This is a genomic window from Maribacter sp. R86514 (genome assembly GCF_044597005.1).
Lineage (GTDB): Bacteria > Bacteroidota > Bacteroidia > Flavobacteriales > Flavobacteriaceae > Maribacter.
In genome coordinates, this window is the sequence record NZ_CP138999.1 from 2,411,699 (window position 1) to 2,437,150 (window position 25,452).

General features: G+C 35.5%; 17 protein-coding genes and 2 tRNA genes. 8 read left to right on the forward strand and 11 right to left on the reverse strand.

Annotated features, from left to right (window positions below; translation table 11 throughout):
- Positions 1-67 precede the first annotated feature (67 nt).
- Positions 68-1,303, forward strand: a complete 1,236-nt coding sequence (gene clpX, locus SJY30_RS10645) for an ATP-dependent Clp protease ATP-binding subunit ClpX (RefSeq protein WP_396632175.1) — start codon at positions 68-70, stop codon at positions 1,301-1,303.
- A gap of 79 nt (positions 1,304-1,382) precedes the next feature.
- Here the strand turns inward: clpX and SJY30_RS10650 are convergent, their stop codons facing one another.
- Positions 1,383-1,940, reverse strand: coding sequence for a hypothetical protein (locus SJY30_RS10650; RefSeq protein ID WP_396632176.1), 558 nt, complete (start codon positions 1,938-1,940; stop codon positions 1,383-1,385).
- A gap of 256 nt (positions 1,941-2,196) precedes the next feature.
- Positions 2,197-3,711: a GH3 auxin-responsive promoter family protein gene (locus SJY30_RS10655; RefSeq protein ID WP_396632177.1), complete on the reverse strand. Its 1,515-nt coding sequence runs from the start codon at positions 3,709-3,711 to the stop codon at positions 2,197-2,199.
- A gap of 79 nt (positions 3,712-3,790) precedes the next feature.
- Between SJY30_RS10655 and SJY30_RS10660 the strand changes: the two genes are divergently transcribed.
- Positions 3,791-4,585 (forward strand): DUF2797 domain-containing protein, encoded by a 795-nt coding sequence (locus SJY30_RS10660; protein ID WP_396632178.1) that lies wholly within the window; start codon positions 3,791-3,793, stop codon positions 4,583-4,585.
- Here the strand turns inward: SJY30_RS10660 and SJY30_RS10665 are convergent.
- Genes SJY30_RS10665 through sppA form a run of 3 tightly spaced genes read right to left on the reverse strand, consistent with a single transcriptional unit; the run spans position 4,578 to position 9,832 of the window.
- A complete protein-coding gene (locus tag SJY30_RS10665; protein WP_396632179.1) occupies positions 4,578-7,319 on the reverse strand; it encodes an AsmA-like C-terminal region-containing protein in 2,742 nt (913 codons plus the stop codon). The genes SJY30_RS10660 and SJY30_RS10665 overlap by 8 nt on opposite strands.
- Before the next feature lie 32 nt (positions 7,320-7,351).
- Positions 7,352-8,068 (reverse strand): queuosine precursor transporter, encoded by a 717-nt coding sequence (locus SJY30_RS10670; RefSeq protein ID WP_396632180.1) that lies wholly within the window; start codon positions 8,066-8,068, stop codon positions 7,352-7,354.
- A gap of 3 nt (positions 8,069-8,071) precedes the next feature.
- Positions 8,072-9,832, reverse strand: coding sequence for a signal peptide peptidase SppA (gene sppA, locus SJY30_RS10675; protein WP_396632181.1), 1,761 nt, complete (start codon positions 9,830-9,832; stop codon positions 8,072-8,074).
- A 71-nt stretch (positions 9,833-9,903) separates the two neighbouring features.
- Between sppA and folK the strand changes: the two genes are divergently transcribed.
- Positions 9,904-11,046 (forward strand): 2-amino-4-hydroxy-6-hydroxymethyldihydropteridine diphosphokinase, encoded by a 1,143-nt coding sequence (gene folK, locus SJY30_RS10680; RefSeq protein WP_396632182.1) that lies wholly within the window; start codon positions 9,904-9,906, stop codon positions 11,044-11,046.
- Positions 11,047-11,164: 118 nt separating this feature from the next.
- Here the strand turns inward: folK and SJY30_RS10685 are convergent, their stop codons facing one another.
- Entirely contained in the window at positions 11,165-11,695 is a 531-nt protein-coding gene (locus tag SJY30_RS10685) for an RNA methyltransferase (RefSeq protein ID WP_396632183.1), read from the reverse strand.
- Between the two features lie 166 nt (positions 11,696-11,861).
- Between SJY30_RS10685 and mutS the strand changes: the two genes are divergently transcribed.
- The 5 genes from mutS (at position 11,862) to SJY30_RS10710 (ending at position 16,780) form a co-directional block, all read left to right on the forward strand.
- A complete protein-coding gene (gene mutS, locus SJY30_RS10690) occupies positions 11,862-14,444 on the forward strand; it encodes a DNA mismatch repair protein MutS (protein WP_396632184.1) in 2,583 nt (860 codons plus the stop codon).
- A 97-nt stretch (positions 14,445-14,541) separates the two neighbouring features.
- Positions 14,542-14,613 (forward strand) — tRNA-Gly (locus tag SJY30_RS10695).
- A 42-nt stretch (positions 14,614-14,655) separates the two neighbouring features.
- Positions 14,656-14,742 (forward strand) — tRNA-Leu (locus tag SJY30_RS10700).
- Between the two features lie 102 nt (positions 14,743-14,844).
- Entirely contained in the window at positions 14,845-15,480 is a 636-nt protein-coding gene (locus tag SJY30_RS10705; protein WP_396632185.1) for a vancomycin high temperature exclusion protein, read from the forward strand.
- Positions 15,481-15,529: 49 nt separating this feature from the next.
- On the forward strand, positions 15,530-16,780 hold the full coding sequence (locus SJY30_RS10710) for an NRAMP family divalent metal transporter (protein ID WP_396632186.1): 1,251 nt from the start codon (positions 15,530-15,532) through the stop codon (positions 16,778-16,780).
- A gap of 22 nt (positions 16,781-16,802) precedes the next feature.
- Here SJY30_RS10710 and SJY30_RS10715 read toward each other — a convergent pair whose 3' ends face one another.
- The 5 genes from SJY30_RS10715 to SJY30_RS10735 all read right to left on the reverse strand — a co-directional run bounded on the left by SJY30_RS10715 (position 16,803) and on the right by SJY30_RS10735 (position 25,449).
- Complete coding sequence (locus tag SJY30_RS10715; RefSeq protein ID WP_396632187.1) at positions 16,803-18,713, reverse strand: OmpA family protein; 1,911 nt, start codon at positions 18,711-18,713, stop codon at positions 16,803-16,805.
- Positions 18,714-18,724: 11 nt separating this feature from the next.
- Positions 18,725-19,705: a type IX secretion system membrane protein PorP/SprF gene (locus SJY30_RS10720; RefSeq protein ID WP_396632188.1), complete on the reverse strand. Its 981-nt coding sequence runs from the start codon at positions 19,703-19,705 to the stop codon at positions 18,725-18,727.
- An 8-nt stretch (positions 19,706-19,713) separates the two neighbouring features.
- Positions 19,714-23,817 carry a Calx-beta domain-containing protein gene (locus SJY30_RS10725; protein ID WP_396632189.1) on the reverse strand — a complete coding sequence of 1,368 codons (4,104 nt, stop codon included), beginning with the start codon at positions 23,815-23,817 and terminating at the stop codon, positions 19,714-19,716.
- Between the two features lie 157 nt (positions 23,818-23,974).
- Entirely contained in the window at positions 23,975-24,862 is an 888-nt protein-coding gene (gene fabD / locus SJY30_RS10730) for an ACP S-malonyltransferase (protein WP_396632190.1), read from the reverse strand.
- A 77-nt stretch (positions 24,863-24,939) separates the two neighbouring features.
- A complete protein-coding gene (locus SJY30_RS10735) occupies positions 24,940-25,449 on the reverse strand; it encodes a gamma carbonic anhydrase family protein (protein WP_396632191.1) in 510 nt (169 codons plus the stop codon).
- Between the last annotated feature and the right edge of the window lie 3 nt (positions 25,450-25,452).

Below are 25,452 nucleotides of genomic sequence, written 5' to 3' on the forward strand. Positions count from 1 at the left end.
TAAATTAATGATTTTTAAACCAAAAACGATTTTTGATCGTTAAGGAATAGAATAGAGAAGATAGATAATGGCCAAGGAAAATTTAGAATGTTCATTTTGCGGTAGAAAAAAGCCTGAAACAAATTTGTTGATTGCCGGTCTCGACGCACATATATGCGACCGTTGTATTGAACAAGCTCACGGCATTGTTGCCGAAGAGTCAAAACAGACAAAGACCAATGATCTTTCTTCTGAACTTGTTCTAAAAAAGCCTCAAGAAATCAAGGAGTTTTTAGACACTTTTATTATCGGACAAGAGCGTACCAAAAAGGTAATGTCTGTTGCAGTTTACAATCACTACAAAAGATTATTACAACCATCTTCACAAGAAGATGATGTAGAAATTCAAAAAAGTAATATCGTAATGGTCGGTCAAACCGGTACAGGTAAGACCTTAATGGCCAAAACAATTGCCAAATTACTTAATGTACCATTGGCGATTGTTGATGCAACCGTATTGACCGAAGCTGGTTATGTAGGTGAAGATGTAGAAAGTATTCTTACACGTCTATTACAAGCTGCAGATTACAATCTTGAAAAAGCTGAAAGAGGTATTGTTTTTATAGATGAAATAGACAAGATTGCACGTAAAAGCGATAACCCTTCTATAACTAGAGATGTTTCTGGAGAAGGAGTTCAACAAGGTTTATTGAAGTTGTTAGAAGGAACAACCGTAAATGTACCGCCAAAGGGAGGCAGAAAACACCCCGACCAAAAATTCATTGAAGTAAACACCGAGAATATTTTATTTATTGCAGGTGGAGCGTTCGATGGTATTGAGCGCGCAATAACCAAGCGTTTAAATATGCAAGCGGTAGGTTATAGCGCTTCAAAATCTGACAGCACTTTAGATGATGATAATTTATTACAATACATCATCCCAAAAGATTTGAAAGATTTTGGTCTTATACCAGAAATTATCGGTAGACTTCCAGTACTTACGCACATGAACCCGTTAGACAAGAAAACCCTTAGGGCAATTTTAACGGAACCAAAAAATGCCATTATCAAACAATACGAAAAATTGTTTGCGATGGACGATATCACTTTTACCATTACAGATCAAGCATTGGATTATATTGTAGAAAAAGCAATAGAATACAAACTTGGAGCCAGAGGACTACGTTCATTGTGTGAAGCTATTTTTACAGATGCCATGTTTGAAATGCCTAGTTCTGGGGAAACTAATTTTAAGGTTACAAAACCATATGCAGAAGAAATGCTGTCTTATGATACCATTAAAAAACTGAAAGCAGTTTCGTAAGTTTACAATAAAATATAAAGCATAAAAAAAGCGAAGATTTAAATTTTCGCTTTTTTTATGCTTTATCGTTATCCTATTTTCAAACCACCTTTTTTGCTTTAGGTGTGATCTTTGTAACTTTTTGTAATAAGTCCATACATACTTTTTGAATAATTTTCTCATCGGTATATAGTGTATGGCCATAGTTAGGTAAAACTTCCATTTCTACACCTAATTTATCTGCCCATTCCTCACTTGGTCTAAACTCATCGTTAGCTCCATATACTAATTGAAATGGAATATTAGGTCTATCGTTCTTTTTACGGATTCTTGTTGGGGAAACACCATATAATGATTTTACCGGCAAGCCTTTTTTGGCAGCTTCCCAAACGATGGATGCACCGGTACTAAAAGCAAGATAATAACATGGTTCAGTTTCCTTTTTCAATAAATGAGACACTGCGGTATCACTACCACCCTCTAAAAAAGCATTATGTACGTTTTCTTCTGTTTGTATTAGTATATCTAAATTGGCGAGTTGTTGACTATCATAAAAAGTAATATCAAAATACTGTTGAAGATACCCTAAGTATGAAGTTATCCATAGTCCTTTTTTAGCACCCCACATATCGGAAACAATTACTAATCTCTCTGCCATAATAATAATATTTATAGTATTGGTTAAGTTTTACTTAAGCAAGTTGAAACAATAACTCCATTTACAGCCATTTAATTGTTTACAGGTTTAAAAATATCGATGTAGTCCATTTCTTAAGAAAAATCATAATGACCGTACGAATGCGATAAACATGTAAAAATGTAAGCTATTTCTAGGAAAACAAATGTATAGCAAGCATTGAGAAAATATAAAAAATTGTTGTGATTAGGTTAAAATCTAGTGTGTATAGAGCAAATTACTTGTTCATTAGTAAAAGTTCTTCTAAATAATCCCTTTTATTAGAAAGTCTTGGAATTTTATGCTGACCACCAAGCTTGTCATTTTTCTTTAACCAATCATAGAATAGGTTTTTACGTGCGCAATGTACTATTGGCATATTCAAGGTAATGTTATTAAGCCTTTTTGCTTCGTAATCAGAATTTAGAGATTTCAGGGCATTATCGAATATCTCTACAAAAGCATCAAAATCTTTTGGCAAAGTTCTAAATTCCATAATCCATTCATGTGCTCCTTTTTCCTTACCGACCATAAAAACAGGTCCGGCCGTGTAGTCCATTATTTCAGCCTCGGTTTTTGCGCAAGCAATTTTCAATGCCTCTTCGGCATTCTCAATAATCAACTCTTCACCAAAAACATTAATATGGTGTTTGGTACGACCGGTAACTTTAATTCTATAAGGGCTTTTAGAAGTAAAACGTACGGTATCCCCTATTTTATATCGCCATAATCCTGAATTGGTAGTAATTACTATAGCATAGTTCTTGCTTAATTCAATTTCCCATAAGGGTATTGCTTCTTCCTCAAAAGAACCATAAACATCCATTGGAATAAACTCATAGAAAATTCCATAGTCTAACATCAACAGCAAATCATCGGCACCATTTCTATCTTGAATAGCAAAAAACCCTTCAGAAGCATTATAGATTTCATAGTATCTAAAATCACTCCTCGGTAATATTTTTTTATACTGCTCTTTATAAGGGTTAAAGTTTACACCACCATGAAAGTAGACTTCAAGATTTTCCCAAACTTGAAAAAGATTTTCTTTACCAGTTTCTTCAAGTACTTTATTCATTAAAACCAGCATCCAAGAAGGCACACCTGCCAAACTGGTTACATTCTCTTGCACACTTTCATGAATAATGGCCATAAGCTTACTCTCCCACTCGCTCATCAAAGAAACCTTATTACTGGGCGTGCTACTGTACTCTGCCCATAATGGCATATTGTCTATCAAAATAGCCGATAGGTCGCCAAACAGGGACCCATTATCCTCGTAAAGCTCTTTACTACCACCCAAGCGTAAGCTCTTACCAGTAAAAAGTTGAGAATTTTCATTATTGTTCAAATAAAGACATAACAAATCTTTACTTGATTTATAATGACAATCTTCCAATGCCTCTCCACTAACAGGTATAAATTTACTCTTAGCATCTGTAGTTCCGCTACTTTTAGCAAACAACTTTACTTTGGTAGGCCAGAATAGATTCTGCTCCCCTCTTCTGGTGCGTTCAATAATAGGCTGAACTTCTTCATAAGATACTATAGGCAATCTCTCCTTAAACACTTTATAAGACTCAATAGACTCAAAATCATAAGTTCTACCAACCTCTGTATCCTCTGCAAATTCAAGCAATTGCAATAAAACCTCTTCTTGAACCTCATCAGGATACTTTAAAAAAAGTTCTATCTGGTGATATCGTTTTTTAAGTAACCAAGAGGCGATTGAATTAAATAGGGTAATTGGCATTTATAGGTATCTTTGTATTGTTAAAAATAGCGTATCTCACTATCATTTTCAAATTGATAATTCATTAAGCCAAATTTAAATGCAATACGAGGGAGTACTTAGAAAAATGCAGACAGAAATAGGAAATCCTATTCAATATTATATGTTATTTGAATCTGATTTTCTAAATGTAAATCAAGTTCTGGACAAAACTTTGAAAATAGAATTCATTAAACATCAGTGTTTAAATTGCGGTAATGACCGACCTATTTACAGACAAGGATTTTGCCGAACATGTTTTTTTGAAATACCATCTGCAGGAGATTGGATCATGAGACCCGAGCTAAGTAAAGCACATTTAGATCAAGAAGACAGAGATTTGGCTTATGAAAAGAAAGTGCAACTACAACCTCACATTGTTTACCTGGCCAATTCTAGTAATGTAAAAGTAGGAGTTACCAGAAAAGGGCAAATACCAACACGTTGGATTGACCAAGGAGCTCATGAAGCTATAGAAATTGTAGAGGTGCCGAACAGATACTTAGCCGGCGTTACCGAAGTTGCCCTAAAAGATCATGTTGGTGATAAAACCAACTGGCGCACTATGCTTACAAATACCGTTGTCGATGAAAATCTTCAAGAATGGCGAGATAAACTAAAGAAATATATACCGGAAGAGGCACTACCCTATTTTTTAGATGCTAAACAAGAAACCGAATTAAAATTTCCGGTACTACAATACCCTACTAAAGTTAAAAGCCTAAACCTTGCTAAAACACCAACTTTTGAAGGTAAATTAAAAGGTATTAAAGGGCAATACCTGATTTTTGAAGACAATACCGTTTTCAACGTAAGAGGTAGCGAAGGGTTTTACGTGGGCTTGACCATTAGTTAGTACTATCTTTTTTCTTTTTACCGAATAAGCCGCCTAAGATATCTTTTGCCTTTTCCTTTACAGCTTCTTCGGTTTTAACAGGTGTAGAATCTTTCTTTACCGCGCTGGTATTTGCCGTATCTTTTTTAGTAGATAAAATACCTCCCAGAATATCTTTAGCAGCTGTTTTAGTATTAGTAGTCTTTTTACTAGTAGAATCTGTCGTAGTTTTATTTCCACTAATTAAACCACCTATTAAGTCTTTCGCCTTATCTGTACCCTTAGTTATTAATTTTTGCTTTTCTACTTCTATCAACTTAGTGGTTAATTGCTTTACACCAGTGGTCATATCCGTAGATACCTTAGGGCTATTATAAAGACCACCAATATTAGCAACTACCGGTATGGTTAAATCAGCTAAAGAAGGATCGTCAATTTTTGCAATTAAATTAGTAATATCAGACCCTAAATACTTTGCAGGCACTTGTAACGTGGCCTTATAATCCAGTTTTTGATCAAATGAGTGGCTACCGTCAACATTAATGGCAATATCCTTATAATTTAATGTGAAGGGTTTTACAACAACAATACCGTCATTAAAAGTTAACGATGTTTTTAAATCCTTTAAGTTGAGCTGTTGCAAATCGATAAAATTCAAATTAGAAACTAATGAATTTAACACTGGTGCCTCTTCAGTATTGACTTCTTCAGTCATTAAATCAGCAAACAATTCTCCCGTCAATGATAATAAATTAGGCATTAAATCATCAGTTAAATTACCTGACAGAGAAATATCCGAGGTTAATTTTCCATTCAACATTTTAGCGATAGGTGCAATTGTTTGAAACAAATCTACCGAAGCAAAAGTTTCTTGAATACCCAACTGATTTAAATCTAACTTCATGTTAAAAGTCGGAGATTCATTTTTTGTTGACACATCACCATTAAAAGCAATTTTACCACCAAACATACCTGCCGTCATATTACTAAGTGTAGCAGTTTCATCTTTAATCTTTAAAACCCCTTTAACATCACTTAAAACAATATCATCGTAAATCACCTTTTTAGCATCTGCATTTATAGTGGCATCTAAGAAAGAAGGTATCTTTATCTTCTCTTCTTGAACGGTTCCTTTTCCTGTTGTATTAACCTCACCAGAAGTTGATGTAGTCTCGGTTTCAGCGATCATAAAATCACTTAAAGCAAAAGAGTTTGATTTTAAATTGAAGTTACCCTCCACCTTTTCATCGTTAAACATGAATCCTAACAGGTTATTGATTCTTCCAGTAGCATCAAAATCTGTAGTACCCGTAGTACCGTTCAGATTATTCAAAGTAACTGTTTTAGGGTTAAAAGTTAATCTCGCCGCTTTAAACTTAACAGGATTGGCAAGCTCTTCTGAGTTATATTCAAAATCCGACAAATCTAGATTTCCCGTAGTATTTGTTTTTTCATACTGCTCATTCTCTACGGATTGCATATCAAAAGCAGTAGTAATATCCGCTTTCAACAATCCTTTCAAATTGTATTCTTCTGGTACCGGATAAGCTTTAGAGATATTTGCCAAGTTCATATCACCGTCCATATGTGCTTTAACCTTAGTATTACCCATTAACTCCGTAATATTGGAAGTAAGATTGAACTTATCTTCATCTATCTTAAATGAAGCCTTATTGATGTTCACATAAGTATCTTCCGCAATACCGGTTTTATTATCCAGCTGAATATCAAAAAAGACATTGCTTACCGCTTTTGGTAAATCTGGATACTTAAACGATGCATTATCAGATTTCAACTCGATATGAAAAGTTGGGATATGCGTTTCATCTACAACACCTTTAAAATTACCATTTACGGCAAAATCACCAGTAGTAGTAACATCTTCTATATTCTTAGAATACACTTCTGGAATAACCCCTAAGAAGTTCTTAAAATCTGAAGAAGGCGTTTTAAAGGTTAGATCTACTTCTTGATTGGTTTCATTTAATTTAATAAAACCATCGAAAACCAAAGGCAATTGATTTAGTAATGCCTCGTTTTTTAAAAAGGAGTATTTATTCTCATTTAAATCAATACCAATAAGGGCATCTAACTTAATTTTATTCTTGTTTAAATAGTTTACACTATCCATTTCCAATGAAATAAAAGCATCGGTGTGTGTATCTAACTCAGAAGTAGCCAAAGACAAATCGCCGGTTCCTGTATGTTGAAAATCATCTAATTCGAAAGCAATACCCGTTGAATTATCAGTATAATATATTCGTGTATTCGTAATTTCATACGACTGTAAATCTAGATTAAAACCATCTGTAGCACCAGCCTCCTCTTCTACCGTAGCAGAAGCATCGGTCGGCAAAGCTATGTCATAGTTAGCGTTCTCTTCTTCATCCACCACTACATTAATGAATGCACCGTCTAAATTGATATTATTTATTGCTATGGCGTCTCCCTCGCTTTTAAACAATTGCATGATACCCATGGTTAAGTCTAAATTTTCAGCCTTAAACAATGTATCACCTTCAAAAGGAGCTTTATTCAATAGAACAACATTTTTAAAATCTACTTCAGCATTAGGAAAACTACTGACCAAACTTAAATTAGCCTCAGAAAAATCTAACGTTGCATTTACATTCTGGTTGACATTGTTTTTAATAATCTCGCCTATTTTGGCTTCCAAAAAGAAAGGAGCTGCTATTAAAACAACTATAATCAACACTAACAATACCCCAATAATTTTCAATATTTTCTTACCCATAGTATACTTTTATACTGATTTCTTTAATTTTCTTATTCTAAAACATCTAAATCCAACTCTTCGTCTGGCTTTAAATTAAAGCGCTTTCTTAATATATATACGAAGAAATATAAAAAAGGGGTGTCTATAAATGCTATAAAAATCTTAAAAATAAATCCGCTTACTACAAGACCAAAAAAAAGATCCCACGGTAACACCTTAAAAACACATAATAACCCCACAACGGTAAACGTATCAAGAAATTGCGACAAGAATGTTGAAAAATTGTTACGAATCCATAAATATTTCCCTTTGGTCAACTTTTTCCAAAAATGATATATCGCCACATCAACGTATTGCGCTAGCAAGTAGGCGATCATCGAAGCCAAGACCGCAATAGGCGAAAGCGCAAAAACTTGTGTAAAAGTTTCATCATTTATGGGTGAAGAAGTAATTGCAGGCGCAATATCTGCCAACAAAATAATACCCATTGAAAAGAAGGAAGCGAAAATACCAGCGGTAACAATCTGATTAGCCATTTTTCTTCCATATATCTCTGATATTATATCCGTAATCAAAAAAGTTATGGGATAAGGCAAAATACCTACGGAAACCTCAAAAAGAGAAACCCCATAAACAGTGAAATCCCCGAAGGGATTCCAATAAAAAAACTTTTGAAATATAAGATTTGAAACCACTAGAGAAGTGATAAACAAAGCCCCTAAATACAGATAAATACGCTGAGCTAATTTTCTATCTTTTAAGGTCATATATTATTTAATATCTAATGCAAACGGCATTCTAGCCTGTATCCCTTTTTGCTCTTTAAAAGACTGTAGTTCTTTTAACACCTTATATGCCTCATCACCTATTTCATCTTTTAGTACGTTCTCTTTTATTCGTAGACTAGCTCCTTCTAAATCTTCCATAAAGCGTTCGAATCCACTTTTGTACTTAGGTAATTTCTTAATGCCGTAAGTACTCAATTCAGCCATCTCTGCGGCAGCATTGATTGCATCATCTAAATTACCTAGTTCATCGACCAGACCGACCTCTAAAGCTTCAGTACCGCTCCAAACCCTACCTTGGGCAACACTATCCACTTGTGCCATTGTCATATTTCTACCTTCTGACACTCTTCCTAGAAATGTTTGGTAAGTTTCCTCTATACTTTCTTGAATTTGATTTTTAAAGCTTTCTTCCATTGGCTCAAAAAGCGAATAGTCTACAGCATTTTTATTGGTACCTACCTGTTCAGCATTAATACCGACATTATCTGCCAACTCGGTCATATTAGGCACTGTACCGAATACACCTATTGATCCAGTTATTGTCGTTGGCTCTGCAAAAATCTTATCTGCACCGGCAGCAATATAATAACCACCAGATGCGGCTACGTTACCCATAGATACTATTACAGGTTTCACTTTCTTGGCTAGCGCAACCTCTCTCCAAATAATATCTGAAGTTAAAGCGCTACCACCTGGAGAATTTACCCGCAATACGATCGCCTTTACATCTTCGTCTTCACGAGCTTTAATCAACGCTTCGTTTATAATACCTTGACCTATTATGTTAGGACCACCTTCACCATATAAAATTTCACCTTGTGCAAATACAATTGCGATTTTATCGTCACCAGATTTCAATTTCTTTTTATTCGAATATTTTACATAGTCATCTAACTTCGTAAAATTGACGTCTTCATCTTTCTTGATATCAAGCGCACTTGCAATTTTATCCTCATACTCATCATAAAAAACAACATCATCAATTAAACCAGAACGCTTGGCATATTCAGGGTTTCTACCGCCTAAGGTATCCGCTATGATATTTAAATCAGATTCAGATATAGAACGTGTTTTTGAAATATCTACGATCATAGAATTCCAAAGCGATTGAAGCAATGAAGTCAATTGGCTTCTGTTGGCTTCACTCATATTATTCTCAAGATATGGTTCAACGGCACTTTTATACTTACCATGACGTATAACCTCCATCTTAATTCCAGATTTCTCTTGAAGCTCTTTGTAATAAAGCACCTCTGTTGACAAACCTTTAAAATCTAAAACCCCTACTGGATTAATAAAAATAGAATCGGCAACACTAGCCAAATAATAATCGCGCTGCATAAAAAAATCTGCATACGCGTATATGAATTTTCCCTCAGCCTTAAAATCTTCCAATGATTTTCTAATAGCTTGCGTTTGAGCTAAACCCGCAATAATGAAATTGTTATTGATACTGATCCCTTTAATACGATCATCATTTTTTGCTACTTCAATAGCCTGTATTATTTCATCTAACCCTTGCGACTCCTCAAAAATACCTGCAAATGGATCCAACTCATTACTACCTGTATAATCTGAAATCTGTCTTTGCAATTGTAATTCCAGTACAGAGTTATCCTCAACAGCAACGGTGTCTTCACCACTACTGACAAGGCTTATAAAAATTAAAAACATAACAAACATGATCCCAAATGCAAACAAGGAACCTAAAATGGAAGCAAGAAAATTTCTTAAAAAATTCATTTAAATCTTTATTTTAATAGTAAACAAAGATAACTAATGTGAATATGTTTTAGTTATTTTGTCCTAATATTATGGGAGTATACAAAACAGCATTCTTATCTATAGGCAGTAATTTAGGCAATCGCCAATTATTATTGCAAAAAGCCATTTTCGAAATCGGAAAAATAGCCGGTGAAGTCAGGCAAGTTTCCGCTGTCTATGAAACACCGTCATGGGGTTTTGAAGGGGAAGATTTCTTGAACGCCTGTTTAGAATTACAGACATTACTTGCTCCAGAAGACTTATTGGGCAAGCTATTAGCTATAGAGACTCATTTTGGAAGAGAAAGAAACGAAAGTGACTATTACCAAAGTAGAACTTTAGACATTGATATTCTCTATTACGAAAAAGATATTATCAAGACAGAGAACTTAACGGTTCCACACCCTAAAATGCAAGATAGAAAGTTTATTCTAAAACCGCTTGCAGATATTACTCCGCAATTCTATCACCCCATATTCAACAAAGACACTAGAAATTTACTGCAAGAATGTAAAGACAAGAGCACTATAACCAAACAAATAAAAAGGCTTTTTAAAAGTAGACATACATTTTTTGCAAGTTTACAATATGTTGCCATAGAAGGTAATATCGGTGCAGGCAAAACAACATTGGCCACTAAGATTTCAGAAGATTTCAATGCAAAATTGATTTTAGAACGATTTGCCGAGAATCCATTTTTACCTAATTTTTATGAAGATCAGGCTAGGTATGCCTTTCCTTTGGAAATGTCGTTTTTAGCAGATCGATATCAACAATTTACAGAAGACACCAATCAATTAGATTTATTTAAAAGTTTTATGGTGAGCGATTATGATATTTTTAAATCGCTGATTTTTGCCAAGGTTACACTACAACAAAACGAATTTGATTTATACAGAAAGGTATTCAACTTTATGTACAAGGAGGTTAAAAAGCCAAAAGTCTACGTTTATCTATACCAAACCACAGAAAGATTATTACAACAAATAAGACAACGCGGCAGAGATTATGAGCAAAATATAGAGCTTACCTATCTTGAAAAAATTAATCGGGGTTATTTCGACTTTTTAAAGACATACCCTAAAGAAAATCAATTGATTATAGATGTTAGCGAGCTAGATTTCGTGAGACACTCAAAAGATTACGAAACCATTTTAACCAAGATCGAAGACTTCGCCCTAGCCAACTTATAACTATAATAAATTAAATTATTTCTTGCGTAAATGAAAAGAAAATCTTTTATTGTGGAAGCATACGTGCAACTAACTAACTCAAACTATACTAAAAAACCTGGTCTACGACCAGGTTTTTTTATGCGTTCAACTTACTCCAACAATCCCAAACTACAACGCCAACACTCACTGATATATTCAAAGAATGTTTGGTGCCGAATTGCGGAATTTCCAAAACCTCATCACTAGCAGAAACTACGTTCTGAGCAACACCCTTAACCTCATTTCCAAAAATAAGCACTTGCTTTTTATCTTTTGCTGGCGCATAGTCATTTAGCTGCGTTGCATTTTCTGCCTGTTCAACAGAAATAATATGATATCTATCTTCTTTAAGCCTAGTTACCAATTCAACAGTATCTGCTACATGCTCCCAGTCAACACTATCCGTAGCTCCTAAAGCAGTTTTATGGATATCTTTATGAGGTGGCGTAGCGGTGATGCCGCACAAGTATATTTTTTCTACCAAAAAAGCGTCGGCGGTTCTAAAAACAGAACCAATATTATTTAAACTCCTTATATTATCAAGAACAATTATTATAGGAGATTTTCCGGCAAGCTTATACCCTTCCACATCAATTCTATCCAACTCCTCATTTCTTAATTTTCTCATGCTTTACAATTCAATTTTCATTAGTTTGAAAGGTTATAAACTTATCCTGAAATATCAACAATGATTTAATTTCCAGAGATTAAATTATAATTTCGTGAAGGAGCAAAATTAATGAGATAAAGATAAAGTGGCGGATAAAAGCAAGACAAAAAAGGTAACTCCTTTAATGAAGCAATATAACAACATCAAGACCAAGTATCCTGATGCATTATTACTGTTTCGCGTAGGTGATTTCTATGAAACTTTTGGTGAAGATGCAGTAAAGGCTTCACGCATATTAGGTATTATTTTAACCAACAGAAATAATGGTGGCGAAAGAACCGAGTTAGCTGGTTTTCCGCATCATTCTTTAAATACCTATTTACCTAAATTGGTAAAAGCAGGTCAGCGAGTTGCTATTTGTGATCAGTTAGAGGACCCTAAGCAGACCAAAACCATTGTCAAAAGAGGTGTTACCGAATTGGTTACCCCAGGAGTGGCAATGAACGATGACATCTTAAACTCTAAAACAAATAATTTTCTTTGTGCCGTTCACTTTGGAAGAAAGAAAATAGGAATTTCGTTCGTAGATATTTCAACAGGTGAGTTTTTAACCTCAGAAGGTAGTGAAGAACAGATTGACAAATTACTTCAGAATTTCTCACCTAATGAAGTATTAATATCCAAAGCGCATAAAAAAGAATTCTTAGAGGTCTTCGGTAAAAATCACCACCTATTTTATTTAGAGGATTGGGTTTTTCAAGAAGATTATGCTTTAGAAAATCTTACATCACATTTTAACACTAACACTCTTAAAGGTTTTGGTGTTGATCATTTAACCTGTGGCATCATAGCATCTGGCGTAGTTTTGCATTACTTAGGTGAAACCCAACATCGCCAATTGCAGCATATATCAAAACTGCAACGTATTGCGGAAGATGATTATATATGGATGGATAGATTCACCATTAAAAACTTAGAACTTTACCATTCAACCAACGTCAATGCAGTAACACTTTTAGATGTTATTGACAAAACCATCTCACCCATGGGTGGACGTATGATCAAAAGATGGCTTGCCTTACCTCTTAAAAATTTAGAAAAAATTAAAAGGAGACAGCAAATTGTTTCCTTTCTATATGATGAAGAAGTTATACTAGAAAAATTTCAACATCATATTAAACAAATGGGCGATTTAGAACGATTGATTTCTAAAGTCGCTACAGGCAAAGTCAACCCGAAAGAAGTAGTTCAATTAAAAAATTCTTTAGAAGCTTTAATTCCTATTAAACAATTAGCCACCTCTTCTAAAAACGAATCTTTGGCCTTAACAGGAGACCAAATTCAATCGTGCGATTTATTACGAGCCAAAATAAAAGAGATGCTTAGCGAAGAGGCACCCGTTAACATTTTAAAAGGTAGCACGATCGCAGAAGGTTTCTCAGAAGAGCTAGACGAATTAAGAGGCTTGGCGACATCGGGTAAAAACTACTTGAACAATATGTTAGAAAGGGAAACTGCCGCAACAGGTATTACCTCCCTAAAAATAGCATCTAATAATGTATTTGGCTATTATATAGAAGTTAGAAACACCCATAAAGATAAAGTTCCAGAAACCTGGACCCGTAAACAAACCTTGGTCAATGCCGAGCGTTATATTACCGATGAGCTTAAAGAATATGAAGCAAAAATTCTAGGTGCGGAGGACCGTATCTCAACCTTGGAGCAACAACTATTTTCACAACTGGTGGTATGGATGCAAGAATACATTGCCCCAGTACAGAATAACGCCTATTTGATAGCTCAGTTAGATTGCCTTTGCGGTTTTGCTCAATTGGCAAAAGAAAACGCATACAATTGTCCGTCTTTAAACGATTCCACAGATTTGGAAATAACACATGGAAGACACCCTGTTATCGAAAAACAATTACCATTAGGTGAGCAATATATTGCCAACGACTTACAGTTAGACCGTTCCAATCAACAATTTATAATGATTACGGGTCCTAATATGAGTGGTAAATCTGCTTTATTAAGACAAACGGCATTAATAGTTTTACTAGCGCAAATGGGTAGTTTTGTACCCGCTGAAACAGCAAAAATCGGTGTTGTAGATAAAATTTTTACACGTGTAGGCGCTAGTGATAATATTTCTATGGGTGAATCTACTTTTATGGTAGAAATGAATGAAACAGCATCTATTCTTAACAACCTATCTGAACGCAGTCTGGTTCTCTTAGATGAAATCGGTAGAGGTACAAGTACCTATGACGGTATTTCCATTGCATGGGCAATTTCAGAATACCTTCACGAACACCCAGCAAGAGCAAAGACCATGTTCGCCACACATTATCATGAGCTCAATGAAATGACCAACACATTTAATCGCATCAAAAACTATAATGTAGCTATTAAAGAATTAAAAGATACCGTTTTGTTCCTAAGAAAATTAGTTCCTGGTGGTAGTGAACACAGTTTTGGTATACATGTGGCTAAAATGGCGGGTATGCCCCAACAAGTAATTCAGAAGGCAAACAAGATTTTAAAAAAGTTGGAAAACAAACACGTTAGTGAAGATGTAAGTGATAAACTTAAAAGTGATTCTGACGAAATGCAACTCAGCTTTTTCAACCTAGACGACCCATTATTGGAAGAAATTAAGGAAGAAATCACACATTTAGACATAGATACGCTAACTCCGGTAGAAGCTTTGATGAAATTAAATGAGATTAAAAGGCTGTTAACCAAGGACAAAAAAGCGACTTCGTAAATTTTTTTATTCTTTTGCGCATTTTTACTTTGGTTTTTACAGAATTGTATTAAATTTGCACCCGCATCTTTTAAGAGATGCACGTTCTTTAAAATTTGCGAAAGTAGCTCAGGGGTAGAGCATCACCTTGCCAAGGTGGAGGTCGCGGGTTCGAATCCCGTTTTTCGCTCAGAAAATGTTGCCGGTCAACATTTTTTTCAATGCTAAGTATGCTCGAGTGGTGGAATTGGTAGACACGCCGGACTTAAAATCCTGTGCTCTTTGGGGCGTGCGGGTTCAAGTCCCGCCTCGAGTACCACAAACCCCTGAAATCAATTGATTTCAGGGGTTTTTTTATTTTATATACATTTCAAATCGAAGTCTTTAGTTATTCATTAACTTTAGTTTTCATTATAAGTGCATGCTAAAAAAAATATTAAAAATATCTGGCTTATTACTATTAGCGTTAATTCTAATGATATTTGTCTGCAATAGTATTATTTCTAGCACTGCAGAAGGAAAAACTTATTCCGATATAGCCTCAATTCCAAGTAATAGTGTCGGTCTTGTTCTAGGGACCTCTAACAGATTAACAGACGGTTCTCCCAACCCATATTACACATACCGAATAAATGCAACCAAAGCACTTTACAATGCCGGTAAGATTAAATTTATATTGGTTAGCGGAGACAATGGCAGCATCTATTATAACGAACCAGATACCTTTAAAAAAGATTTGGTAAAAGCAGGAATACCAGAAAAAGTTATATTCTTGGACTATGCAGGTTTCAGAACCCTAGATTCCATGTTTAGGGCAAAGTTTATATTCGGCTTAGACAATGTTACCGTAATCTCGCAAAAGTTCCATAATGAAAGAGCTATATATATTGCCAAACAAAAAGGATTAAATGCTATAGGGTTTAATGCAAAAGACGTTTCTACAAGCCAAGGTCTAAAAGTTCAAATAAGAGAATACCTTGCCCGTGTAAAAGTATTTATAGACATGATTCTTAATACACAGCCTAAATTTTACGGCACCACAATTGAGATAAAATAAGTAGCATTAAATAGATTACATTTAACAGGACCAACCAAACCGGATTATAATGCTCCATTTTAAAACAATTCTAAAAAACTTAGGCCCCGGACTTTTGTTCGCCAGTATGGCGATAGGCACATCTCATCTCGTTCTATCCACTAAAGCAGGAGCACAATATGGTTGGTTAATGGTTATCCCCATCATTTTAGCAAACGTTTTAAAATACCCTTTTTTTGAATTTGGTGTTCGCTATACGAACGTCACGAACAAAACCTTAATAGAAGGCTATTTAAACCGCGGTAAAGGCTATCTCTGGTTTTATGCCATAATTACCTTTGTAACCACTTTCACCATCTTAGCAGCTTTGTATACGGTTACGGCAGGTCTCTTTATTAATTTGTTCGATATTGGTCATAGCTCTATAGCAATGGTCGCATTAAGTTTATTTTTAATCATAAGCGCACTACTAATTTTTGGAAAATACAAGCTTTTAGAAATTAGCTTAAAATTCGTTGTTAGTGTACTATTTGTTGCTTTACTGGTTACAACAATTTTAGTTATAGCTAAAGGACCTTTAAGTCATGTTCCGGACTTTGAACCATTACCCATTTTCAACGAAGTAGGCATATTATTTTTAATAGGATTAATAGGATGGATGCCTACTAGTGTAGAAGCATCTAGCTGGATCAGTTTATGGAGTATAGAAAAATGGAAAACTCAAGACAAGCCTAGTTTAAAAGAATCGTTACAAGAATTTAATATCGGATATACCATTACTGCTGTACTAGCTATTTTCTTTATGATTATAGGATGGTACACCTTATACGGCACTAACATACAACTCAGTAATAATGCCGTGAGTTTTGCCGATCAAGTAGTACGCTTGTTTACCCAACACATAGGGTCATGGGCATATCTATTTATTGCCATATCTGCATTCGCCACTATGTTCAGCACTTGTATGACGGCACATGATGCTTTAGCTAGAGTAAGTTTAGATATAATTTCTTTATTGAAATCAAAAAGTAAATGGTACACTACCAAAGCAGCTTTCGCAGTTGGGGTATTGATTTTAACCCTGATCAATTTTGTTGTGATAGCAGCATTTAGTGCCAATATGGGTAATCTGGTAGCTCTAGCAACATTTGTTTCTTTTGTTGTTGCACCTGTCATAGGATACATGAATTTAAAGAATGTGACCAGTACCGAATTAGAACCTAAATTTCAACCAGGTAAGAAATTGAGAATCCTTACCTATGCCGGAATTTTATTCTTGTCATGTTTCGCGCTTTACTATTTCTATATCATTATTATCTAATAGCATAGAAATAAGACTCGGTTTATTCAACAACGAACAAGGTACGTTCATTCTGTTTATGAAGAAAATCTAAACAGTAAGCACCATTAACACAATTATTTACAATATTTTCTTCACCATAACCGGTTGCTTCAATAATATTACTAGAATTCAACCCATTACTTAAAAGATAATTCTTAATTACGTCAGCTCTTGCCTGTGATAACCTTTTGTTAGACGACGTACTCCCTCTAGTATCGGTATAGGATTGTATTCTCAACCTCATCTGTGGAAAACGCACAACAGCATCTACCACTTTATTCAATTCAGTTTCTACTTGGGCGTTAATAACCGATTTACCTTTATCGAAATAGAACTTATTAAGTTTTATTACCGTTTTATCTTCTCGTTGAGTTACCAAGTCTTCCATTCTTGCAAGCCCCATGTTATAGGACGTGTTTTGAATTTCCTCCATCCCTTCTTCAGAGTATGTAGTTGAAAAAATAGAATACCCATCACTCATCGCTTGTATAGTCACTTGAGACATCCATGGAACTTCTACTCTAAAGCTACCGTCATTACCTGCAATAACTTCTTTCAATACATCTCCTTGTTGATTCAGTAGTCTCACTTGAGCTCCTTTTAACCCAACCTTATTTCTAAGGTTAACCACTTTACCACCTAACGCAAATGTTTTTAATCCTGGTGCATTTTTTAGCTGAAAACCATAAAGGTCGTCTCCGCCTTTGCCTCCGGTTCTATTTGATGCAAAAAAACCTGACATTCCTGTGTTTTCAACATTTTGAATAATAAATCCGAAATCATCTGCTTTTGAATTAATTCCTTCCCCAAGGTTTACCGGTATGGTGTAAGCATCATTAGGCAACATATTAGATTTATAAATATCCATTCCACCAAGCCCATAGAAAATATCCGAAGAAAAATACAGACTTCCGTCAAAAACGTACGGAGCAATCTCGTTTCCTGGTGAGTTAATTCTAGGTCCTAAATTAATAGGCGCAGACATTATCTGTCCGTTATTAGTATATACATAATATAAATCCGTACCACCGTAACTATCATCAAAATTTGCAGCGAAATATAAACGCTCCGTAGCATCATCAAAGAAAGGATAGTAAAATGATGTGCTTAAATCTTTTAATATAAATCTAAACCTGTTATTTTTTGTAAGTGTGCCTATTGCCAATGCATTTTTACCGTTCTCATCATATCTAAGCTCACCATCTTCTTCATTGGAAAGGATGTAAAAAAACGTTTCCAATTTTTCAGAATAATATGGTGTAGATTTATGAAAGTCCGTCGCAGGAATCTCCTTAAAAGTTTCCACATCTACCAAGTTGTTATTTGAACTTAGTCTTGCAAAATAAATATCTAAATAAGATTCACCTGTAGGCTCGTATACATTTTTACTGTTTCGTCCTCTACTACTACTAAACAATATTCCGTTCTTATAAAACGCAGGAGAAAAATCTCCTTGAGCGCTATTGACACCTAAATCACGTATTACGCTGTTATCTGTATTTGAAGGAATTTCTAACAAACTGTAATTAAATTCCGCATTCTCCAAAAGTTCAGGAGATAATTTGTCGGCTTTTGACTTTAAGAACATTTTCACCCTATCCCTCTCAGAGTTTTTAGAAAGGCTCTGCAACATTTTATTAAACCTATTGACAGACATTATGGTATCATTCTTATTGACCTTTAAATAAAGCTCAGATGCGCTATCATAACTACCTGTACTAAAATAAGAATCTGCAAGGTTCAGCAATTGATGATTGGTCAATGAATCTTTTTGCATTTCACTCTTATATGCTGCAATGGCTTTTTCATATTGATAACCATAAAAAAGGTTATCGGCTTTAGACTTCTTGTTTTGAGCCGTACCTAAGAATGGTACAAAAACTAGCAATACTATGATTAATTTAAATCTCATTATCGTTCACTTTAAAAGAATCTAGGCGAATCTACTTGTTTAGGTTTACCTTTTGCATTCTTATCACTACTACCTTTAGATTTCGAAGGACCTTTTCTACCTAAATAGAATTTAAGTATGATTTCATGAGATCCGTTATTGAAGTCTCCAAGTAAGTTCGTATTATAATCATATGAATACCCCGCAAACAAGGTATTTGAAATCTGAAAACCTGCTAAACCACTAAATGCATTATCTAAACGATAAGAAACACCCGCAGTAACCACATCAGAAATCAAGAAATTACTAGATAAGTTCACATTTACCGGCGAACCAGAAATAGTATTCACTAAAAAGGCCGGTTTAAATTTTAAATTATCAGATAGTTCAAAAACGTAACCACCAATAAAATTAAATTGAATCTTATCTTCTACTACAGAGGCTATCTCATCATTATAAATACCTTCTGTAAGAAAATTAGGAACCGAAGCACCTAAATACCAATCATCTGAGTAAAGGAATGCACCGGCACCAACAGTTGGGTAAAATTTAGTAATCATTTCATCACTGAGATTTTCGCCAGGATTCTCAAAAGTACCTTTAGAAAAATCAACATTCAAGAACGAACCACCGGCATCAATACCAAAAGATAATTTTGTCTCGTCTGAAACCATTATTTGGTATGAATAAGAAATATCAGCGTAAGTCTGTGTAGCGGGACCTAATTCATCATTTACGATGTTAATACCCAAACCTACTTTTTCATTTTTAAAAGGTAGATTGGCACCAAAACGAAATGTTCTAGGGGCACCAGGAATATCTATCCATTGAGCTCTGTACAATCCAGAAAACTCTGGGTTCTCTACTGTACCAACATAAGCCGGGTTAAAACTACCGATATTGTACATGTACTGCGTGTACTGCGGTTCTTTCTGTGCAAATGCGTTAAAGCCTAACAGAGAAAATAGTACCAAAGCAATAGTATAACTCGATTTATTAAAGTTATAATCCATAATTTATTTTATCTAATAAGCTGTATCCAACCTTTATCCAAAACTGCAGGTTGATTATTAACACTATAATTCATGATATAAAAATAAGTTCCCTTTGGCGATTCTTTACCTTCATAAGTACCGTCCCAAACATCACCATCATTTACTTTTTCAGTTTCAAAAACAAGGTTCCCATAACGATCGTAAATTTTAATTTTGTACTGCAAATTCACATCTACCTGTACACCAGTTTCTGGATCAGTCATAGTTCTATTAATACGAAGAACTTCATTCTGATTATTACCGTTTGGCGAGAATTGATTAAAAAGGAATCCTGGATCAGCTGGGCTTTTCTGAATCACTTCAACTTCTACAGTTGCTTCGTTGTTTTCAATATTACCATCTCTTGGTGTTGACCTTACTATATTCGCAGTATTCGTATAAGTACCAATTGCAGGAACTCTTGCCCTTATTATCAATGTAGCGGTCTCTTCCCTGTTTAGCGTAGGAATATTCCAATTACCAGAAGCTTCATCATAAGTGCCGTTGAAGTCTGACTCCGCAGAAACAAATTCAAATCCGTTTTCAATTGATATCAAATCATTCACAATAATATCCGTCACCACATCAGATTCTGAAATATTAGTTACACGAATAATAAATTCTACCTCATCGCCTACCAATGCGGTATCTGGTCGAGCTTCTTTCTCAATCCTTAAATCAACCCCTTCTGGAGCCTCTGTACTCAATTCTACAGTAGCTTCATCATTTTCAGGATTATTATCTGAAGGAATAGATTCAAGTAGAACGGCAGTGTTCGTATAAGGTCCTTGCTCAGCCACCACTACGGTAATAGATAGTTCCAAAGAAATGCCCGCTGCAAGTTCTGAAATAGTCCAGTTACCGGATACCTCATCATATTCAGTAGCCTCAGGAGCATCTGCAGCAACAAAATCAAAACCTAATTCTAAAAGATCACCAACAACAATAGCTCTTGCAATTCTGTCAGATAAATTGGTAATTAATATCTTAAAAATAATGGTTTCACCAATCAAGGCATCCATATTATCAACAGACTTCAATACTTCTAAATCAATAGGGTCATCGCAATTAGGCGTAGCCACTGGATCACAAGGATCATCTGGATCAGAACCATTTGTTTGTTCGTCTAAATCTGAAATTCCGTCACCATCGGTATCACAATTCCCATTAAAACGATTGGGCAAACACGGATTATTATTTGCAGGATCTTCTTGATCGCTTACTCCATCTTCATCGGCATCTGCAGTATTTGATTCTAGGGCATCTATGATACCGTCGCCATCTTCATCTAATGGATTATCGATATCGTCCCCAACTTCAACACCATCATCGATTCCATCACCATCGGTATCAGCATCATTAGAATCTGTACCCAAAATTACTTCTTGGCCACCTAAAAGACCGTCTTCATCATCATCGGTTTCACAGTCACTCACGTTAATAGTTACTTCTACCGTAGGGTTTTCGCAAGGTGCCGTAGAATTTGTTGTTGTATAGCTAAATACATAAGCACCAGAAGTTGCACCTTCAAATTCTACCACATTAGTTGAACTGATATCAACACTGGTTTCAGGACCTGAAACAAAAATCCACACTCCGGGATCAGCTCCATTAAGTCTCGTATCTAAATCTATCGCTGTAAGTCCGTTCGCAGCCACATTACATATAGAACCGTTTGTTGCCGTGCCAGTAGAAGCTTGAGAACCAATTCTCGCCACAACCGGTTGTCTCTCAGTGGTACACTCATTTTCGGTTGCTTCCACAAAATACGTAGCAGTAGCGTTTAAAGAAGGTGTAGTAAATGTTTCGCCCATAGCAATCGGCGTAACCGCGTCTAAAGAATCATACCAATTAACAGATGCGCCATCAGATGGTTCAACACTTAACAATAAAGTACCAGGACCACAACGTTCATTATCATTAATAACAGTTAATTGCGGCAACACATTTCTAACTATTTGCACTTCGATCGTACCACTTGCACAATCATTAGCTTCATCATAGAAAAAACCATAGTACGAAGCCGGTAAATCTACATCTTGGGCTTCTGCAGTCGTCAAGTGAGAATTTGTATTTAAAGGATTGGAAACTCTACTCCAAGTCAAAACCGTACCTGCAGGAGCCGTACTATTTGTAAAATCAAATAAGTTGGCAGAAAAATCATCTCCAGCCTCTTCTACACAATAGATATTTGAAACCGTAGTATCTAATGTTGGAGCTGCAACACAATTATCATCATCTTGAATTGTTCCCGTTGCCGTGCCACCATCTGCACGTTGCACGTTATTAGTGGGCAACCCTAATTGAACCGTAAAAGTTTCTGTATTTTCAAGAACAGCATCGTTGTTAATAGGCACTGTAATTGTTTGGATTTCGTTAGCTGTTCCTGTAAAAGTCAGCGAACCGTTAGTACCCGTATAATCTGTACCACCACCTGTTGCTGTATCATCAAAAAAGGAATATGCCACTGTTGTACCACCAACAACTGCTAAATCAAGAACAACATCAAATTCCATTTCACCATCTGGATCGTCTTCATTTAAAGAATTATCAGAGATTGTTAAAGTGGCTTGATCGTTATCGTTTATTTGAACGGTTGCCGTTTGTGTAGGTCCAGAACCTAATATATAACCTGTACCAGTAGCCAATGTAATTATAACGGTTTCTGTTCCTTCCTGAACTACATCATTTACAGGTAAAATTTCTATGACAGCATCTTGCTCACCATCTAAAATAGTTACGGCATTTTCATTTATTTCATCAAAATCTGTTTCATTATCAGCTGTACCACTTATTGCATAATTAACTATAATCGGACCTCCTGTATTATTAGGAGCACTTAAGCTAACCGTAAATTCTCCAGAAGAAACAGCACCATTACTTTCGGCAGCCGTACCATCTGATGCAGTAATTTGTGCAACATTGCTATCGTCACTTACGATTATCACCGTAGCACTATCTGGACCGCCAACCGTATAATCAGGACCATTTACCAAAGTTAATTCCACTGTTTCGTTACTTTCAATATCGGTATCATTAATTGGTGTAAGTGTGATAACACCTGTACTTTCACCCTCTTCAATAAGAACCGTACCTGATAGAGCTGAAAAATCATCTCCCTCATCTGCCGTACCACTAACCGTATATTCAATTTCAAGAGGTGCACCGGTCGCATTGACCTTATCTACATCAACGGTAAAAACACCTTCAGTTAAAGGGCTTTCCCTGGCTGTCGCAGTTGTAGATTCAATAGAAGCTTCAAAAATATCATTGTCAATTATGGTAATCGTATCTGTATCTGGAGTACCAATTGTATATGACTCGCTATTTACATCATCCAGCACGATAACAATTGTTTCGTCAACCTCGACTAAGTCATCATCATTAGGTATTACATTTATATTTGAAGCAATTGCTCCATCCGCTATAGTAGCATTTCCAGTAATTGTAAAATCCAGACCAGCACCCAAACCTGCTGTGCCGGTTAAAGTGTAATCGACAACAACACTTTCTCCTGTATTATTTCGCTCACTTAATTCAACTCTGAACCTACCATAATCGGCAGCTGTTGCAGCACCTTCTTCTGTTTCTGGTATATTCGCTATTACGGAAACTTCACCAAAATCATTGTCCTCAATATTAATGGTAACCTCACTATCTACTCCTATAAAATAGTTAGGCTCATCTTCAACCAATTCGATAGTAATAGTTTCTTCACCTTCAACTAGGTTATCATCATCGACCAAAATATCTACAGTCGCACTACCTACCCCAGCGAAATTATAAGATATATCAATTTCTTCATTTAACTCTTGATAATCGATATTTGAGATAGCCGTACTGGTTAATAAAACATTATATTTTACTGTTACATTACCAGCTCCAAATCCTGGATTAATAACATTAATTCTAAAACCACCAGATACTTCATCCTCTTCAAGAGCATCGTTTATTTTCTCAATAGTCACGTTTTGAGCATAAGCACTCTGGGAAAAAGCACCTAAAAAAAGGAATCCAAAAACAAAAAGGAATTTCTTTAGACTCCTGCTAATATTACGAGTCAAAAAATTATTATATATACTTACTTTCATAGCATTCTTTATCATTCCCAACCATAAGGCTTAAGGATGTTCTAAATCCATAACCAAAAATGAGGGTCTCAATATTACAAAAAAATCAAGGTAAACCCCTCACAAACAGTTGAAAAAAGGATTTATAGGTTAAATGGTAATATTAAGGAAACAATGGTTAGTCTGTTAACTCTGGGGCTTGCGTAGTAACGCTAGGTTCAATTTTTCTTACTAACCCTTGTAACACCTTACCAGGACCTATTTCAGTAAAAACTGTAGCTCCATCTTTTACCATTTGCTGTACACTCTGAGTCCATTTTACAGGGGCTGTCAATTGCAGCATCAAATTCTTTTTAATCTCATCTGCACTATTCACTGCAGTTGTTGGTACATTTTGATAGATAGGGCAACTAGGCGTAGAGAAGGTAGTATTCGCTATTGCAGCAGCTAACTCCTCTCTAGCAGGTTCCATTAGAGGTGAGTGGAAAGCGCCACCCACGGGAAGCATCAAAGCACGTCTTGCTCCTGCCTCTTTTAATTTTTCACAAGCTTCTTCTACTGCCGATATTTCACCGGAAATTACCAATTGACCGGGACAGTTATAATTCGCAGCAACCACAATTCCTGAAATTTCCGCACATACTTTTTCCACAACAGCATCTTCTAATCCTAAAACGGCAGCCATTGTCGATGGTTTAAGTTCACAGGCTTTTTGCATTGCCAAAGCACGTTGCGACACTAATTTTAATCCGTCTTCAAAACTAAGAGTGTTATTTGCAACAAGAGCAGAAAACTCTCCTAATGAATGACCAGCAACCATATCTGGTTTAAATGCATCACCCATTACTTTACTCAAAATAACAGAATGCAGGAAAATAGCAGGTTGGGTAACCTTGGTCTCTTTCAATCCTTCGGCAGTACCTCTAAACATTACCTCAGTAATCTCAAAGCCCAATATATCGTTTGCCTTAAGAAACAACTCTTTTGCAATAGGGTATTTTTCATATAAATCTAATCCCATTCCAACAAATTGAGCACCTTGCCCAGGAAAAACATACGCGTTCATAACTTTTAGTTTTGGTGGCTCAAAAGTACGTATTTTAGATAGATTGTAACAAGCAATTGTTTTTTTTGAGTCAACCTTTACTCCTTAAACCAACCGGAATACATAGTGTAAGCTTCTGCAATTCTATTGATTTCTCCAGAACTTAATTCGGGACTGATATCCTTGATTTTTTTAGCAGGCATACCGGCAAAAATACTCCCAGATGATACATGTGTCCCTTTGGTGAGAACAGCACCAGCAGCAATAATACTATTACTTTCTACTACACAATCATCCATAATAATACTACCCATACCTACCAACACATTATCATGTATAGTACAACCATGCACAAGAGCATTATGCCCAATAGAAACATTATTGCCAATTGTGGTAGGAGATTTTAAATATGTACAATGTACTACGGCTCCGTCCTGTACATTTACCTTATCGCCCATTTTTATAAAATGAACATCGCCACGTAAAACTGCATTAAACCAGACACTACATTGTTTACCCATGCTAACTTCACCAACAATTGTTGCATTTTCTGCAATAAAACAATCTTCACCAATAACAGGTTCTTTACCTCTAACTGCTTTTATCATCGT

Coding starts and splice junctions, on each gene's coding strand:
- clpX (WP_396632175.1), top strand. CDS start 68: ATGGCCAAGGAAAATTTAGAATGTTCATTTTGCGGTAGAAAAAAGCCT.
- SJY30_RS10650 (WP_396632176.1), bottom strand. CDS start 1,940: ATGGCAGAGAGATTAGTAATTGTTTCCGATATGTGGGGTGCTAAAAAA.
- SJY30_RS10655 (WP_396632177.1), bottom strand. CDS start 3,711: ATGCCAATTACCCTATTTAATTCAATCGCCTCTTGGTTACTTAAAAAA.
- SJY30_RS10660 (WP_396632178.1), top strand. CDS start 3,791: ATGCAATACGAGGGAGTACTTAGAAAAATGCAGACAGAAATAGGAAAT.
- SJY30_RS10665 (WP_396632179.1), bottom strand. CDS start 7,319: ATGGGTAAGAAAATATTGAAAATTATTGGGGTATTGTTAGTGTTGATT.
- SJY30_RS10670 (WP_396632180.1), bottom strand. CDS start 8,068: ATGACCTTAAAAGATAGAAAATTAGCTCAGCGTATTTATCTGTATTTA.
- sppA (WP_396632181.1), bottom strand. CDS start 9,832: ATGAATTTTTTAAGAAATTTTCTTGCTTCCATTTTAGGTTCCTTGTTT.
- folK (WP_396632182.1), top strand. CDS start 9,904: ATGGGAGTATACAAAACAGCATTCTTATCTATAGGCAGTAATTTAGGC.
- SJY30_RS10685 (WP_396632183.1), bottom strand. CDS start 11,695: ATGAGAAAATTAAGAAATGAGGAGTTGGATAGAATTGATGTGGAAGGG.
- mutS (WP_396632184.1), top strand. CDS start 11,862: ATGAAGCAATATAACAACATCAAGACCAAGTATCCTGATGCATTATTA.
- SJY30_RS10705 (WP_396632185.1), top strand. CDS start 14,845: ATGCTAAAAAAAATATTAAAAATATCTGGCTTATTACTATTAGCGTTA.
- SJY30_RS10710 (WP_396632186.1), top strand. CDS start 15,530: ATGCTCCATTTTAAAACAATTCTAAAAAACTTAGGCCCCGGACTTTTG.
- SJY30_RS10715 (WP_396632187.1), bottom strand. CDS start 18,713: ATGAGATTTAAATTAATCATAGTATTGCTAGTTTTTGTACCATTCTTA.
- SJY30_RS10720 (WP_396632188.1), bottom strand. CDS start 19,705: ATGGATTATAACTTTAATAAATCGAGTTATACTATTGCTTTGGTACTA.
- SJY30_RS10725 (WP_396632189.1), bottom strand. CDS start 23,817: ATGAAAGTAAGTATATATAATAATTTTTTGACTCGTAATATTAGCAGG.
- fabD (WP_396632190.1), bottom strand. CDS start 24,862: ATGAACGCGTATGTTTTTCCTGGGCAAGGTGCTCAATTTGTTGGAATG.
- SJY30_RS10735 (WP_396632191.1), bottom strand. CDS start 25,449: ATGATAAAAGCAGTTAGAGGTAAAGAACCTGTTATTGGTGAAGATTGT.